Origin of the sequence: Caballeronia sp. LZ035, assembly GCF_031451175.1 — a bacterium.
GTDB lineage: Bacteria > Pseudomonadota > Gammaproteobacteria > Burkholderiales > Burkholderiaceae > Caballeronia.
This window is the reverse complement of sequence record NZ_JARUXS010000001.1, coordinates 1,950,348-1,965,305: the sequence shown is the minus strand read 5'-3', so window position 1 is coordinate 1,965,305 and position 14,958 is coordinate 1,950,348. Positions and strand designations below refer to the sequence as shown.

The following is a 14,958-nucleotide window of genomic DNA, read 5'->3' as shown; positions in this document are numbered from 1 at the left end:
TGTCACGGCCAGGCTGCGTGAGTCGGCCGCGCTCCATGCTCGATGTCACCCGGAAGGAAGACTGCCTGCCGAGACCCCGCTCGTGGAAGCTCAAGGACGTCGTAATGCACGTACAGCATGCCCGTAACCGTCAGTACGGTGACTGTCAGGTCCAGGTGACTGAGGAATATAAGGGGCAAGGATGACGGAATGGTGTCGATAACGGGATTCGGGTGGGCCATGGTCAATGCATGGCGCGCGCGGGACGCTGCCTGAAGGTGAACGCACAGACCAGCATGAAGCCCATCAGTGCGAGCGACGCGCCATAGCGGCTCAGTTCGAGCCCGCCTTGCGCCACGGGTTTGTCGAGGAAGTCGCCGAGGACCGCGCCGAGTGGCCGCGTCAGGATGAACGCGCTCCAGAACAGGAAGGTGCGTGAGACGCGCGTCGCGTAGAAGGCAATCGCGATGACCGCGAGCAGTCCGCCGAAGATCAGCGCGGCGCCGGTGTAGCCGAGGCCGGCGTCATCGGCGGTCCAGTCGCCGAGCGCGGTGCCGAGCGTCTGCGAGAACATGATGGTCACCCAGTAGAACATCTCGGCGCGCGGCGATGACACCGTCGCGATCGATACCGATCCCATCGCGCGATACCAGACCGCCAGCGAGATCATGAGCAGCGTGAGCAGCAACGCGCTGCCGCCGGCGTAGCCGATCCCGAGCGAGCGATCGGCGAAGTCCGCGAGTGTCGTGCCGACGGTCGTCGTCGCGACGATCGTGAACCAGTACAGCGCGGGATGAAAGCGGCGCGCCTTGATCTGCGCGCTGACGGCGACGATGAACACCGCAGCGAAGATGCACGTGCCCAGCAGATAGCCGAGTTTCATCGACATGGAGACGGCATCGCCGGCGGTTTCGCCAAGGGTCGTCGCGGCGATCTTGATGAGCCAGAAGCCAAAGGTGACTTCGGGAACCTTGGCCGTGACCGCAGCGTGTTTTTGCATGAGTGCTCCGCTCAGGGATGGGACGGGTCGTGCATGTAGGAGCGGAGAGCTTAGTGAGCGTTCGCTTATGAAAGGCTTAGGGTCGCGTGCAGGTCTTGTCGATGGGATCGCTGACACCGTCTTTCAGATCGTTTTCACGCGTTCGATTTTTTCGCGTCGATGCGCATGGCTAAGCCTCTCTTAAGGACGGCAACCTCAAGCTTGTCGACGACTCAGTGTCATGCGTTCATGCAACGAAGGTTGCGTCATTCAGGGAGCTTTCGATGAGCCTGCCGCACCTCGGCGCCATCCGGGCAAACGTCGTGCTCTTCGCGATGTCGGTCATGGTCATGGAGAGCGCCGCGCTTCTGACGCTGGCGTGCATCGGACATCCCGGATGGATGGCGGCCGTCGCGACCCGAAGCGCCATCCTGTGCCTGTCGGGCATGCTCTGGCGCGTTGTCAGGCGCCGCGCGCGCATGGCGTTCGAAGACGCGCGTGAGACCGGGCATGTGGTCTGGCAGCGCGACGGCGTCAACGGCCGCTTCTGCATCAGCGAAGCCTGCCCGTCAGGCTGGCTCGTGCAACTCCATCGAGAAGCGAGCGGAGCAGAAAAGAGGGCGGGCAGCATCGTCATTCATTCCTGAGGCCACGGGCAAACTCAGGCTTCAGGTCCACGCAGACAGTCCTTCGCGGACTGTCTTTTCAACCCGGCGCTTGCCGGGTTTTTTTCGGCCTTTGCAATGCCGGTTTCCGCGTGGAACGCGATGCGAGCAGGGTTGGGACAACTCGCCGTTCCGAACCTCTGGCTAATGAGAATTATTCCCATTATCCCACGAAAATTCTTACGGATACTTAGCCCGAGCTTTCAGTGTTGCGTGGAGCGCCTTATGGCACAACGGTCTCAAAAATCTTTTTAAAGACCCGTTTACTCCTTTGTTAACAAACATTACACTTCGCGCCGATAGTTAATGCGAAACATTCGCATCTTCTAGGTCTACCGCGGGCTTCGTTCGCGTCAGTGCGCCTCACGCAACGTGAGGCTTCAACCCTTCACACACACACCATGCCCGCTCTGCTCAAGACGCGGACGCGTTTGCTCGCGTCCGTCGGTGCGCTTTATTGCGCCAGTTTCGCGTTGCCTTCCCACGTCCTCGCGCAGACCGCGCCGGACGCCGCCGCCGCCGATGCCTCATCCGCGACGCTGCCCGCAGTGAGAGTCAACGCCAGTACCGCACAGTCCGACATGCAGACGAAGGCGCTGCCGTCGTACAAGTTCACCGCGCCCCTGCTCGACACGCCGCGTTCCATCACCGTCATTCCGCAGGAACTGATCCGCGAGACCAACGCAACGACTTTCGCCGACGCCCTCAAGACCGTGCCGGGCATCACGTTCCTCGGCGGCGACGCGGCGGCGAATCCGTCGGCGGACCGGCCGGTGATCCGCGGCTTCGAATCGCGCAATTCGATTTTCGTGGACGGCATTCGCGACTCGGGCGTGCAGAACCGCGAGACCTTCGACATCGAGAACATCACGGTCATCAAGGGACCGGATTCGGTGTATGCGGGACGCGGCTCGGTGGGCGGTTCCATCGACATCGAAACGAAGATGCCGAAGAGCGAGGACTTCATCAACGCGGGTCTCGGCATCGGCACGGAGGCGTACAAGCGTCTGACGCTCGATGTGAACCACCAGTTCGGCGACGGCAACGCCTTCCGCTTCAACGCGATGGGCTACGACGCCAATCAGGCGGGCCGCAACAACGTGTACAGCAAGCGCTGGGGCGTGGCGCCTTCGGTGGCCTTCGGCCTGAACAGTCCGACGACGGTCACGGTCAGCTACTACCATCTGAACTCGTACGACATGCCGGACTTCAGCGTGCCGTTCCGTTCGACCGGCGGCACGCCGATCAACAGCGACCGCAGCCAGTTCTACGGCTTCAACAACCGCGACTACCGCTACGGCCAGACCGATACGGGCGAAGTGCGCGTTGAGCATCGCTTCAACGACAATCTGAAGCTGCGCAACACGACGATGTTCGGCCGCTCGACGCTCGATTACGTCGCCACCAATCCGCAGTTGCTGAGCGCGACCTCGAACATCCTCGGCCTGCAGGCAAAGAGCGGCAAGTACGCGACCAACAGCATCACCAACCAGACCGAACTGACCGGCAAGGCCACGCTGCTCGGTATGCAGCACACGATGACGGGCGGCGTCGAATTCAGTCACGAACGCAGCCTCTACGAGGGCTATCTCGTGGCGGACAGCGCGGGCAACAACATCCGCTCGAGCACGCCGTGCAACGTGCCGTTCAACTGCACGCCCATCAACGCGTGGAATCCCGACAACCCCTGGCTCGGCAGCATCCTGCTGAACGGCGACAAGGGCTTCCCCGGTGCGGCGACGCATACGCAGACCAACACGGCATCGGCGTATCTGTTCGACAGCGTGAAGATCACCGATCAGTGGCTTTTCAACGCGGGTGTGCGCTTCGACCGCTTCGACGTCACGGCGACGCAGCAGGGCGCGAAGGACCTGACGAACGATTCCAACCTGTTCAGCTATCAGCTTGGCCTCGTCTACAAGCCGCTGCCTTCGGTGAGCCTGTACACGTCGTATGGCACGTCGGCGAATCCGCCGGGCGCGAACTCGGGTCTCGGCGGCGGGACCGACCAGATCACCGCGACCAATCAGGACTTGTCGCCGGAGCGCAGCCGCAATATCGAAGTGGGCGCGAAGTGGGACGTGCTCGACCGGCTCTCGATGAACCTCGCGCTGTTCCAGACCGACAAGACCAACGCACGCGTGAGCGACGGCCTGGGCGGCCTGATCAACGCGGGGCACCAACGCGTGCGCGGCGTGGAAGTGGGCAGTGCCGGGAACATCACGAGCAAGTGGAGCGTGTTCGGCGGCTATTCGTATCTCGATGCGATCACCGTCGATGCCGGCGCGGCCAGCGCGGCGTCATCCGGCCTGCCGATGGTCATGGTCCCGAAGCACAACGTCGCGCTGTGGTCGTTCTATGACGTGATGCCGAAGCTGAAGGTCGGCGCGGGGGCGACGATCGCGAGCATGACCTACGCTTCGGTCTCGCCGACGGTGCGCAAGTGGACGCCGGGCTATGCGCGCATCGATGCCGTCGCGACCTATCACGTCTCGAAGGCAGTGGACCTGCAGTTGAACGTGAACAACATCTTCGACCGCAAGTACTTCTCGTCCGCGTATCCGATCTACGCGACGTGGGCGCCGGGCCGCTCGGCCGTGGTCACGCTCAACTTTTATCAGTAAGCGGCAGGTCAGGGGTGATCGCCGCGTGCGATCACCCTTCGAGCATGACCGTCCGGCTGAACCCGAACGTGCTGACCCGCGTGATCGGTTCACGCGTCAATGCAACGCCGCGAAAGCCGCCGGGCATCGGCAGGGTGAGGGCATGATCGTGGGCCATGGCCGCGCTCGCTTGCCCGAGCCGCGAGCGGGCGATCCCGGCGGCCTCGGCCCATGCCCGGCCGCCGCGCGACGCATCGTCCGATACGGGCGCGACCGTCAGGCCCACGCCTACATCGCACGCCGCGATCACGATGGCGATCCAGATGCCCGCGTAAGCCACATCGACGCCCAGCTGCACGTCATGGCTCGATACCGCGACGCGCTCGAACGGGCCTTCAGTCAGCCCCACTTCCTCGGGCGCACAGTCAAGCATGTGTGACAGGGACAGGCGCAAAGTCGCGCGGGCGATGCTGAAGCGTCGTCCGATCGGCGAGCGCGGATGCATGCGCGCTCGCCTGCGTTCCGCGATGGTCAGCCACTGGCCGATGTTCAACGCGGACGCAAAAGGAAAGTCGGTGGAGACGAGCCACACGTAGAGCTCGCCCGGCGCGGGCGGCACTTGTGCAAGGGTGTCGGCCTGCGTCGAATCGTAGTGCCGCCACGCGATGCCGTCCGCGCCGATATCGAGCGTTTTCACGCGCGCGGCCTTCATGCCGGGGCTCCCGTGGACGAAGCGAAGCCATCGGCCGCAAGGGTTGATTGGTGCTGCGAGCGATGCGCGCCCGTCATGTCGGCCCTCGGACCCAAAATCGCACATTGTGCGGACGCGGTGCTTATGGGACGCTTAAGGCGCCACTGCGCCGAAGAAAGAGCGTCCGCCCCCTTACCATCACGGATACCGGGCAGCTAAGCTTCCGGGTCGTGCCAGCATCGGCACGGCGAAATGGCTGGGGAGGGCAACGTGCGCTTGCTTCTGGTGGAAGACGACGAAATGATCGGAGAGTCCGTGGCAGCCGCGCTGCGCCGCGACAACTACACAGTGGACTGGGCCCAGGACGGCCGGGAAGCCGAGCTGTCGCTCGCCAACGACGTCTACGATCTCGTGCTGCTCGACCTGTCGCTGCCGCGCCGGGACGGCATCGAGGTCCTCAATACCTATCGGAGCCGGGGCGGCAATGCGCCGGTGCTGATCATCACGGCGCGCGAAGCCGTCGACGAACGGATCCGCGGCCTCGACGCCGGCGCGGACGACTATCTGCTCAAACCCTTCGATCTCGCCGAACTCGCCGCGCGCATCCGCGCGCTGTTGCGGCGGCGGACCGGGCAGAAGCATCCGGTTTTCTCGCATGGCGAACTGTCGCTCGATCCGGCCGCGCACGAGGCCGCGAAAGGCGGCGTGCCGCTCAACCTGGTGCCGCGCGAGTTCGCGCTGCTGCAAGCGTTGATCGAAGAGCCGAAGCGGGTCTTCAAGCGCCGCGAACTCGAAGAAAAGCTGTACGGTTGGGGCGAGGAGGTCGGCAGCAATGCCATCGAGGTCCATGTGCACAGCCTGCGGCGCAAGATCGGCGCGGAAGAGATCGTGACCGTGCGCGGCGTGGGCTATCGTTTGAAGGGGCTCGGATGACATCGATCCGGCGCTGGCTGCTCGGCTGGCTGATCTGCGGTCTCGGCGCGGCCTGCGCCATCGCGGGCTATGGCATTTTCAGCCTGGCGCAGCTGGAGGCCGGCGAACTCTTCGACTACGAACTGCGCACGATCGCGCTGTCGATGCCGAGCAACGTCGATGACACGCCCGGCGCCCACGGACGCGCGCCGGAGTTGCGCGGCATCGCGGACGACCGGCTCGTGATCGATATCTGGGACCGCTCGGGCCGGCTCGTCTATCACTCGCCGAACGAACCCGAGCTGCCGTTCATGGGCGACGGCTTTCGTTCGACCCAGCGCGAGGGCATTCGCTGGCGCGCCTTTGGCCACGCCGAACGCACCCGCTTCATCCAGGTGGCGCAGCCAGCGAGCGTACGCGAGGAACTCGCGGCCCGGCTCGCGTCACGCACGCTGATGCCGCTTGCCGTGCTGATCCCGGTGTTGATCGGCATCGTGCTGTTCGTCGTGGCGCGCGGGCTGTCGCCGGTCGGCGCGGTGTCGCGCGCACTGGCGGCACGCTCGCCCGAGTCGCTCGACCCCATCCGCTTCGACAAGCCGATGCCCGTCGAACTGCATCCGCTCGTCCAGGCACTGAACGATCTGCTCAGGCGCGTGGACGAGGCGTCGGAGGCGCAGCGCGCCTTCATCGCCGACGCGGCGCACGAGCTGCGCACGCCGATGACCGCGCTCAAGCTTCAGATCCAGGGCGCGACAAGCGACGGCTCGATGCAGGTCGATCCGCTCACGCGGCAGAAGATCGAAGGGCGTCTGAATCGGGTGATCCATCTTGCCCAGCAACTGCTCAGCATGGCGCGCGAAGATGCGGCCCGCGAAGCGGCCATGGCGCCGATGAGCCTGCGCAACCTGTGCGAGGAGCGTGTGGGCGACTACTCGTTGCTGGCGGAGGCGAAGTCGCTGGATCTCGGGCTCGAAGTCGATCAGGCGCGCGGCGAGCGGGACGAGTTCATGATTCACGGCGATGTCCACGCGCTCGGTGTCCTGCTGAACAATTTGCTGGACAACGCGGTGCGCCATACGCCGGCGGGCGGGCGTGTCGACGTGATCCTGCGGCGCGAACCCCGCGGGCTCGCGCTGACCGTGCTCGATACCGGCAGCGGCATTCCGACCGACGAAATCGCTCGCGTGTGCGACCGCTTTTACCGGATTTCCGGGACGGCCGGGCATGGCAGCGGGCTCGGGCTCGCCATCGCTTCACGCGTGGCGCGGCGCCATCATGCGACGCTGGTCGTGGCGAATCGCAGCGACGTGACGGGTCTGTCGGTCTCCGTGCAGGGGCTGCGCGAATTCGCCAATGCGTCTTTGGACCTCGCACCAAGGACTGCCGCGCACACGGCCGATTGACGACTGCTGCGGCGCCGTCTCGCCGCGCGCCCGCCTGATAAGCATTTCATAAGCATGCGCCCACTAGGCTCGTGGTCTTGTCCGGTCGACGAGTTTCCAGATGAAGCGCGCACCCTCCCGCTCCGAGCGCGGCCTGCATTCGCCATGGCCGCACGGGAGCGGCGCATGAGAGTACTGCTGGTCGAAGACGGGCACCGCGCCGATGAGTCCATGCACCCCGCGTTGAAGGGCTACGGCTATGTCGTGGATCTCGTCCATGATGGCAAGACAGCCCTGGTGTCCATGTCGACGCATGTCTACGACGCCATCCTGCTCGATGCGGCAAGCCCCGGCCCGGGCGCGCTGGACGTGCTGCGCATGGTGAGACGCGCGGGCGGGCATGTGCCCGTCATCGTGATGACGACGCGGGGCGCGACCGCCGAGCGGATACGCGCGCTGAACGAAGGCGCGGATGACTGTCTCGGCAAGCCGTTCGACATGCTGGAACTCGACGCGCGCCTGCACGCGCTCATGCGGCGCCTCGGCGCCCGCTCTGCCGCGCTGTTGACGAACGGCGTGCTGACCTTGAATCCGGCGACGCGGGAAGCCCGTTCGGACGCCGCGCCGACCCGCCTTTCCAGCCGCGAATTCGCCTTGCTGCAAGCGCTGATGATGCAGCCCGGCGCCATCCTGTCACGCGCCGATCTGGAAGACTATATCTACGGCTGGACCGACGAGGTCGAAAGCAATGCTGTCGAATTCCTGATTCACACCGTTCGCAAGAAGCTGGGCGCCGAGGTCATCAGGAATGTGCGTGGCGTCGGCTGGATGGTGTCGCGGCCAGCCTGATGCGGGGCTGGCGGCGTGTTGAGGAAAGGCCCGCGCACACGACAAAAGGCGCCGCAACCCTCGCGGCGCCGTCTTCTTTCCGTGCAATCGCGGCTTACTGCTTGAACTTCGCGGGCACCTTCGTCAGATCGATTCTGACGATCTCGCCGAAATCCTGCGTCTTGCCGTCCGGCAGGAACTTCTCGCTGGGCGGGAATGGATTCGCGGCGGTGGCCATCGGCACTGTCGCGGGTTCGTCCGTGATGCCGAAGTCCGAATCGTTCGAGATATAGAGCTTGGTCGGATCGGCGGGATCGACGGCGACGCCCTCGACCTTGTCGTGACCGAAGTACATGCCCTTTGGATCGATGGTGGTGAAGAGCGCCGCGTAGTTGAGGAACAGCGACTCCGTGCCGACCGTGATGCCCGCGGCGCCGAGCGCTTGCACGGCAGCCGGTGCATCGACCGTGCCGGCCAGATCCTCGATGGTCTTGCCGGCCACTTCAAGCCCGCTGGCCGGATCGTAGCTCACCGCACCGCCCGCGATCGTGGTGCCGATCAGCGGCGATTTCGGACCGACGTCCGTGGCCCGGCTCAGATCCAGCTTCCACAGATTCTTGTCCGCGCGTGCCTTGCCGCTTGCCGTGCCGTCGACGGTGCCTTCGAAGTTGCCGTCGCGTTCGTCCACGATGAAGGTGCCGTCCGGCAGCGCTGTGATCTCGCTGACGGCCTGGCCTTCGGGGTTGCCCGCGCCATTCGTATGCAGGGCATACAGGTACTCGTGCACGTCGTTGACCGGGTCCGCGAGCGAGACCTTCACGACCCGCGTGATGGCGCCCTTGCCCGACGCCACCGCCTTCACGCCGTTCTTGTCCAGCGGCGACTGCATGATGCCGACGAGATACTTGCCGTCGGCGCTGAGCGTCAGGCCTTCCATGCCCTTGTTCGGCTTGCGTTTCCTGAGCTCGCCGGGCAGCGCCAGATCGTTGCCGGTGCTCGCGGTGGAGTAGGGATTGAGGCGGGAGAGCTCTTTGCCGCTGGCATCGAAGTGGACGATGTACGGGCCGTATTCGTCCGATACCCAGAAAGTGCCGTCGGCCATGGCGACGAGACCTTCCGGATCGAGGCCGGCGGTGCTCGTCGGCAGCACGTTGCCGTTCACGTCGTAGATGGTCTCGGCGGTGCTCGCTTGCGGATTGACACGACCGTTCATCGGCGTGCCGTCGGCGAGCGACAGGCCGATGACCTTCGCCACGCTCGCCTTGCCGCCGCTCAACTGGAACAGCGCAATGGCCGGTTGGAACGCCTGGTCAGGCTCGATCTTGTTGGCGCCGTCCGGGGCGGTGACGTTGGGACCGCGATCGGTCATGCCGTAGAAGTAGCCGGGCTGATTGGGCGCGGGGGTCAGCGCGGAACCGTAGCCCGTGCCGACGATCGGCACATTGCCCCAGTTCGTGTAGGGCGCAATGTTCTGGGTGTAGAGCTGTGTCGCCTGTTTAGCCTGGGCGGCCGGGCTGTTGTCCGCCGATGAATCGTCGCCGCCGCATGCGGCCAGCGTCAAGCTTACTGCCAGCGCCACGCACGTCTTGTTGTTGACCATCCCTTGCGCTCCTTTTCTGGTGTCGTTCTTATGAAAAGGGCAAAGGGTATCGACGTGCAGTGGCAAATTCGTGACCGGCAAATCTGGCGAGTGCTTGCAAAGAGGGTGCTGAAGCAGGGATGCGTGACTTGCTTCACACACGCGTCATTCGTCGAACATCTCGTGAGGATGCTTGCTTGCGGCCTTCATGGCCGCCCGGTTCGCGAGCCAGGCCAGCGCGCAGAACAGTGCGCCCGCGACGCCGTAGGGAACGAATCCGAAGCGTCCGGACGCGCCGGTGGCCAGCGCGTAAGCCGGTAGCAGCATGCCTGCGGAAAGAAAAACGTACGGCAGCCAGCGCACAGTCGAGGTCCTTTGATCGCCCGGGTGCGAGTCGATTGCCCGGGCGTGGCTCATGCCAGATGAGTCGCGGTCAGCGTGCTGCGGATTGCGACGAAACGGGCAGAGCAGCAAGTTTCGGTCCGCGTCAGTCTGGTGTGCGCTTGCTGTCGGCGTTTCAGTGGGAAATCTCGTCGAGCGTGCGATTGTTCGTGCGCGGACCGAAGAAACCGATCGCGCCCATCACCATCACCATCGAGCCGCCGATCAGACCGAACACGCCTTCCACGCCGACGTGCCGTAACGCGAAAGCGATCATGAAGCCCGAGAACATCGCGGAGAGACGCGACATCGAGTAGACGAAGCCGACTGCCGTGGCACGGATGCGCGTCGGAAACAGTTCGGTCTGGTAGGCGTGATAGCCGACCGAGAGCAGGGTGCCCGACAGCGTGATGAGCACGCCGAGCAGCATCAGCATGGCGGGTGACGACTGCGTGGCGAACAGGCTGCCGAAGACGGCAATGCCCAGCGCCGAGAGCACGATCAGCGTCTTGCGTTCGATGCGATCCGCGAAGGCCATGGCGAGCAACGGCCCGAAGGGATTCGACGCCGCGATGACGAACGAGTACATCAGGCTGTGGGTGATCGTCACGCCCTTCGACACCAGCAGCGTGGGCACCCATGACGCGAAGCCGTAGAAGCCGATCGCCTGGAACAGGTTGAAGACCAGCAAGGTAATGGCGCGGCGGCGGTACGGGCGTTGCCAGATCTCGGCGAAGCGCGCCTTGCCGCAGGCGGCCGATTCGCTGTTCGCCGCTTCGCTTTCCACGGGCGCGGGCAGCGCCTGGCCGTATTGCTGCGCGACCCTCGCTTCGAGCGCGCACAGCACGCTGTCGGCTTCATCGAGACGGCCCTGCTGCGCAAGCCAGCGCGGGCTTTCCGGCACGCGGCGGCGAATCGCCCACACGATCAACGCGCCCAGTGCACCGATGATCACGACCCAGCGCCAGCCGTCGATGCCCCAGGGCGCGCGCGGCACGAGCCACCACGAGAACAGCGCAACGGCGGGCACTGCCGTGTACTGCACCAGATGCACGAAGGCGAAGGCACGGCCGCGCAGATGTTTCGGCACGAGTTCGCTGACATAGGTATCGATCGTCACCAGTTCGACGCCCACGCCGATGCCCGCGATCAGCCGCCACAGGTTGATGGCGCCCGCGCTGTCCTGCCAGGCCATCGCGAACGTGGCGATCGAGTACCAGAGCAGCGACACGGTGAAGGTGGTCTTGCGTCCGAAGCGATCGGCCAGGCGCGTGAAACAGAAGGTGCCGATGAACAGCCCCGCGAACGAGGCCGCGACGAAGGCGCCCAGTCCGGAGAAGCCGAAGAACGAGGCAGTGGTCGTCGAGTAAAGGCCGCTCTTGACCAGGCCCGGCCCGACGTACGCGGTGAAGAACAGATCGTAGAACTCGAACCAGCCCCCGATCGACAGCATGAAGACCAGCGCCCATACCGAGCGTGTCGCAGGCAGACGGTCGATACGCGCGTTGATGCGCTGCGATCCGTCGGCCTCGGTTGGGGGGTGCGGCGGGTTGATGCCGTCGACGGGCAGGCTGGCCATCTGCGTGTTCTCCTTTCAACATCCTTGATAGTTCTGTTCAACAGAACCGTGTTCTTTACAACAGAATGCGTATGGTAGTCGCCGGCTGCGAAAACGAGCGACTAGGGATAACACCAGCACGCCGGCGTCAGGAGGGAGGGAGACGGCATTCCGTATGGATGCCGTCGATGCAGGCTCGTCGCGGAACGGACTTCGTCTAGCCGGCGCGATCCGTGGCGTCGTCGCGGTCGAATCGGGCGATGCTGGCGTCGTAGCGCGCCGCCATGCCGCCCAGCGCGGTCGTCGCCTGCTTCGCGCTGAGGAGGAGCGCCTTGAGCGCGGTTTCGATGGTCGCGGCGTCGCCGAATCGGCCCTTCGGTCCGGACACCGTCAGCGCGCCTGCGATCAGGCCGGTCGCATCGAATACCGGCACCGACGCCGACACGGTCTCCGGATCGCGTTCGCCATAGGACACCGCGAACAGTTGCTCCCGCACCTCATTCCAGCGCGGGTCCGACGCTTCGGTGAACGCCAGCAGCACCTTGCCGGACGCGCCTTTGTCGATGGCGAATTCCTCGCCCACCCGGATCGCGACCCGTACGCTTCGCGACGGCTCGACGCGGTAGAGGACCAGGCGCTTGTCGCCCTGGCGCACATACAGCGAGGCTGTCTCGCCGAGATCCCGGCTCAGTTGCTGGAGAATGGGTTCGACCACCGGTCCCACCTGAAACGACCGCTGGTAAAGCGTGGCGAGCCGCAGCGGTTGATGTCCGATCGCATACTGTCCGTCACTCAGCTTGCGTATGAAGCCGCCGTGTTCCAGTGCGCCGAGCAGGCGCAGCACCGTGCTCTTGTACAAACCGGTGCGCCGCGAGAGTTCAGTGAGGGTCAGCCGTTCGTCGGTCGGGCCGTAGGCGTTGAGGATCGCGAACGCGCGATCCAGGACCGCGACACCACTGGATGCCTCCGCAGCGTCCGTCGATGGCCCTTCCATTGCGGGCGCGGTAGTCGTCATCTCTTTCCCCTCGTTGAATGTCCCGACACTTTACAGTTCTGCGGTGCAGAACTCAAATTCCATTAGGCGGGTAAACCCATCTTCAATTGAGCGACAATCGTACCTATAGTTCTCTCTAACAGAACCATGATCTATCAGATAGAACCAAGGAGCGAATTTTGGAATCTTCCACGCCAGGAATCCTGATCAGCGAAGTGGGCCCGCGCGACGGCCTGCAAAGCATCAAGAGCGTCATGCCGACCGCAGCCAAGTTGCGATGGATCTCCGCGCTGGCGGCCGCCGGCTTGCAGGAGATCGAAGTGGGCTCCTTCGTTCCTGCCAGGCTGCTCCCGCAGATGGCCGACATTCGCGAAGTGGTCGCGCATGCGCTGTCGCTTCCCGGACTGCATGTGGCGGTGCTCGTCCCGAATCTGCGCGGCGCTCAGGGCGCCTTCGAAGCGGGGGTTCACAAGCTCACGCTGCCGGTCTCGGTGACCGACGAACACTCGATGGCGAACATCCGCAAGACCCCGGCGCAGATGATCGAAGAGGTGCGCCAGATCGTCGCGTTGCGCGACGCGCAGTATCCGGGCGTGCAGATCGAGGCGGGCGTATCGGTGGCGTTCGGCTGCACGCTTGCCGGCACGGTCACGGACGACCAGACGATGCGCATGTGCGTCGCCATGGCCGAGTGCGGCGCGGACGAGGTCGGTCTCTCCGATACCAGCGGCTACGCGAACCCGGTCCAGGTGCGTCGTTTGTTCCGCCGCTTGCAGTCCGAACTGGGCGCGAAGGCAGGCGGCGCCCACTTCCATAACACGCGCGGTCAGGGACTCGCCAACGTGGTCGCCGCGCTCGACGCCGGCGTCACCACGATCGACTCGAGCCAGGCGGGTCTCGGCGGCTGTCCGTATGCGCCGGGCGCGACCGGCAACATCGTCACAGAAGACCTCGCGTTCCTGCTGGAGGCCATGGGCTATAGCACCGGCGTGGACATCGACAAGCTGATCGCCGCGCGCGCGATCCTTGCCGAAGCGCTGCCCGGAGAAGCGCTGTACGGGCACGTTCAGGATGCCGGACTGCCGAAGGGATTCACGTATGCGGACGGACGCGCGCCGAGCGCGCCGCAGCCGGAAGGCTGTCTGCTGGGAGCCGCGCAATGAGCGACGTGCAAGCGAATCAAGCCCTGCCGTACAGCGGCGTGCGCGTCGTCGAGATGACGCACATGGTGATGGGGCCGACCTGCGGCATGGTGCTCGCGGACCTGGGCGCGGAAGTCATCAAGGTCGAACCGATCTCGGGCGACAGCACGCGCGCGTTGCGCGGCTCGGGCGCGGGCTTCTTCGGCACTTTCAATCGCAACAAGAAGAGCATTGCGGTCGATGTGAAGGACGCGCGCGGCATCGAGATCATGCACAAGCTGGTCGGCGGCGCGGACGTCTTCAGCGAGAATTTCAAGAGCGGCACGATGGACAAGCTGGGCCTGGGCTATGCGGCGCTGAGCAAGCTCAATCCGCGTCTCGTCTATGTGTCGCACAAGGGCTTCCTGCCGGGACCCTACGATCACCGCACCGCGCTCGACGAAGTGGTGCAGATGATGGGCGGCCTCGCGTACATGACCGGACCAGAAGGGCGTCCGCTGCGCGCGGGCACGAGCGTCAACGACATCATGGGCGGCATGTTCGGCGCGATCGGCGCGATGGCGGCGCTCGCCCAGCGCGAACGCACGGGGCGCGGACAGGAAGTGCAGAGCGCGCTGTTCGAGAACAATGTGTTCCTGGTCGCGCAGCACATGATGCAGTACGCGGTGACCGGTCAAGCGGCCTCGCCGATGCCCAGCCGCATCTCCGCCTGGGCCGTCTATGACGTGTTCTCGGTCAAGAATGGCGAACAGATTTTTCTGGCGGTCGTGTCCGATACGCAATGGGCGATCTTCTGCGATGCGTTCGGCCTGTCGGCGCTCAAAGCGGACGCACGCATTGCAACCAACAATCAGCGCGTGCAGGCGCGCGACTGGTTGTTGCCGCAGCTTCGCGAGCATATGGAAGCGTTCACGGCAGCGGAGATCAGCGCGGTCTTCGAACGCTGCGGCTTGCCCTATGCGCCGATCACGAAACCCCAGGACCTGTTCGACGATCCGCACCTGCTCGCGACCGGCGGACTCGCCGACGTGACCCTGCCCGCCGACGCCAGCGGCGCCGGCCAAGCCGTGTCCACGCGGACCGCGCTGCTGCCTCTGACGCTCGACGGTGAACGGCTGAGCTTGCGTGCGGCGCCGCCGTCGCTGGGCCAGGATACGCGCGCACTGCTCATGGAGCTCGGCTACACGTCCGACGCGCTCAGGCAGTTGACCGAAGCGGGTGTCGTCAAGTGCCAGGACCTGGCTCGAGACTGATCGAAGCGCGAC

General features: G+C 64.8%; 13 protein-coding genes. 7 read left to right on the top strand and 6 right to left on the bottom strand.

Annotation, left to right across the window (positions count from 1 at the left end; genetic code table 11):
- Positions 1–223 precede the first annotated feature (223 nt).
- Positions 224–979, bottom strand: coding sequence for a hypothetical protein (locus QCE88_RS09330; RefSeq protein WP_309901194.1), 756 nt, complete (start codon positions 977–979; stop codon positions 224–226).
- A 263-nt stretch (positions 980–1,242) separates the two neighbouring features.
- On the opposite strand from QCE88_RS09330, the gene QCE88_RS09325 reads away from it, so the two are divergent.
- Both QCE88_RS09325 and QCE88_RS09320 read left to right on the top strand, forming a co-directional pair.
- Positions 1,243–1,605: a hypothetical protein gene (locus QCE88_RS09325; RefSeq protein ID WP_309901192.1), complete on the top strand. Its 363-nt coding sequence runs from the start codon at positions 1,243–1,245 to the stop codon at positions 1,603–1,605.
- A gap of 419 nt (positions 1,606–2,024) precedes the next feature.
- The gene (locus QCE88_RS09320) at positions 2,025–4,247 is read left to right on the top strand and encodes a TonB-dependent siderophore receptor (RefSeq protein ID WP_309901190.1); all 2,223 of its coding nucleotides are present in this window, start codon (positions 2,025–2,027) and stop codon (positions 4,245–4,247) included.
- 31 nt (positions 4,248–4,278) lie between these two features.
- On the opposite strand, the gene QCE88_RS09315 is transcribed toward QCE88_RS09320, so the two are convergent.
- Complete coding sequence (locus tag QCE88_RS09315) at positions 4,279–4,938, bottom strand: hypothetical protein (RefSeq protein ID WP_309901188.1); 660 nt, start codon at positions 4,936–4,938, stop codon at positions 4,279–4,281.
- Between the two features lie 249 nt (positions 4,939–5,187).
- On the opposite strand from QCE88_RS09315, the gene QCE88_RS09310 reads away from it, so the two are divergent.
- The 3 genes from QCE88_RS09310 (at position 5,188) to QCE88_RS09300 (ending at position 8,060) form a co-directional block, all read left to right on the top strand.
- Positions 5,188–5,850 (top strand): response regulator, encoded by a 663-nt coding sequence (locus QCE88_RS09310; RefSeq protein WP_309901186.1) that lies wholly within the window; start codon positions 5,188–5,190, stop codon positions 5,848–5,850.
- The gene (locus tag QCE88_RS09305) at positions 5,847–7,232 is read left to right on the top strand and encodes an ATP-binding protein (protein WP_309901185.1); all 1,386 of its coding nucleotides are present in this window, start codon (positions 5,847–5,849) and stop codon (positions 7,230–7,232) included. The genes QCE88_RS09310 and QCE88_RS09305 overlap by 4 nt, the downstream gene beginning before the upstream one ends.
- A gap of 165 nt (positions 7,233–7,397) precedes the next feature.
- Positions 7,398–8,060 (top strand): response regulator transcription factor, encoded by a 663-nt coding sequence (locus tag QCE88_RS09300; protein WP_309901183.1) that lies wholly within the window; start codon positions 7,398–7,400, stop codon positions 8,058–8,060.
- Positions 8,061–8,154: 94 nt separating this feature from the next.
- On the opposite strand, the gene QCE88_RS09295 is transcribed toward QCE88_RS09300, so the two are convergent.
- The 4 genes from QCE88_RS09295 to QCE88_RS09280 form a co-directional block, all read right to left on the bottom strand.
- A complete protein-coding gene (locus tag QCE88_RS09295) occupies positions 8,155–9,639 on the bottom strand; it encodes an esterase-like activity of phytase family protein (protein ID WP_309901181.1) in 1,485 nt (494 codons plus the stop codon).
- A gap of 144 nt (positions 9,640–9,783) precedes the next feature.
- Complete coding sequence (locus QCE88_RS09290; protein ID WP_309901179.1) at positions 9,784–9,945, bottom strand: hypothetical protein; 162 nt, start codon at positions 9,943–9,945, stop codon at positions 9,784–9,786.
- A gap of 190 nt (positions 9,946–10,135) precedes the next feature.
- Positions 10,136–11,578: an MFS transporter gene (locus QCE88_RS09285; protein ID WP_309901176.1), complete on the bottom strand. Its 1,443-nt coding sequence runs from the start codon at positions 11,576–11,578 to the stop codon at positions 10,136–10,138.
- A gap of 196 nt (positions 11,579–11,774) precedes the next feature.
- Positions 11,775–12,572, bottom strand: coding sequence for an IclR family transcriptional regulator (locus tag QCE88_RS09280; protein WP_309901174.1), 798 nt, complete (start codon positions 12,570–12,572; stop codon positions 11,775–11,777).
- Between the two features lie 158 nt (positions 12,573–12,730).
- On the opposite strand from QCE88_RS09280, the gene QCE88_RS09275 reads away from it, so the two are divergent.
- Both QCE88_RS09275 and QCE88_RS09270 read left to right on the top strand, forming a co-directional pair.
- On the top strand, positions 12,731–13,714 hold the full coding sequence (locus tag QCE88_RS09275; protein WP_309901172.1) for a hydroxymethylglutaryl-CoA lyase: 984 nt from the start codon (positions 12,731–12,733) through the stop codon (positions 13,712–13,714).
- Positions 13,711–14,946, top strand: a complete 1,236-nt coding sequence (locus QCE88_RS09270; RefSeq protein ID WP_309901170.1) for a CaiB/BaiF CoA-transferase family protein — start codon at positions 13,711–13,713, stop codon at positions 14,944–14,946. Before QCE88_RS09275 ends, QCE88_RS09270 begins: the two co-directional genes overlap by 4 nt.
- Positions 14,947–14,958: the final 12 nt, after the last annotated feature.

Bases quoted from the DNA above. Each gene is read 5' to 3' on its own strand.
- QCE88_RS09285 (WP_309901176.1), bottom strand. From the start codon at position 11,578: ATGGCCAGCCTGCCCGTCGACGGCATCAACCCGCCGCACCCCCCAACC.
- QCE88_RS09330 (WP_309901194.1), bottom strand. From the start codon at position 979: ATGCAAAAACACGCTGCGGTCACGGCCAAGGTTCCCGAAGTCACCTTT.
- QCE88_RS09280 (WP_309901174.1), bottom strand. From the start codon at position 12,572: ATGACGACTACCGCGCCCGCAATGGAAGGGCCATCGACGGACGCTGCG.
- QCE88_RS09295 (WP_309901181.1), bottom strand. From the start codon at position 9,639: ATGGTCAACAACAAGACGTGCGTGGCGCTGGCAGTAAGCTTGACGCTG.
- QCE88_RS09315 (WP_309901188.1), bottom strand. From the start codon at position 4,938: ATGAAGGCCGCGCGCGTGAAAACGCTCGATATCGGCGCGGACGGCATC.
- QCE88_RS09325 (WP_309901192.1), top strand. From the start codon at position 1,243: ATGAGCCTGCCGCACCTCGGCGCCATCCGGGCAAACGTCGTGCTCTTC.
- QCE88_RS09290 (WP_309901179.1), bottom strand. From the start codon at position 9,945: ATGCTGCTACCGGCTTACGCGCTGGCCACCGGCGCGTCCGGACGCTTC.
- QCE88_RS09270 (WP_309901170.1), top strand. From the start codon at position 13,711: ATGAGCGACGTGCAAGCGAATCAAGCCCTGCCGTACAGCGGCGTGCGC.
- QCE88_RS09300 (WP_309901183.1), top strand. From the start codon at position 7,398: ATGAGAGTACTGCTGGTCGAAGACGGGCACCGCGCCGATGAGTCCATG.
- QCE88_RS09305 (WP_309901185.1), top strand. From the start codon at position 5,847: ATGACATCGATCCGGCGCTGGCTGCTCGGCTGGCTGATCTGCGGTCTC.
- QCE88_RS09320 (WP_309901190.1), top strand. From the start codon at position 2,025: ATGCCCGCTCTGCTCAAGACGCGGACGCGTTTGCTCGCGTCCGTCGGT.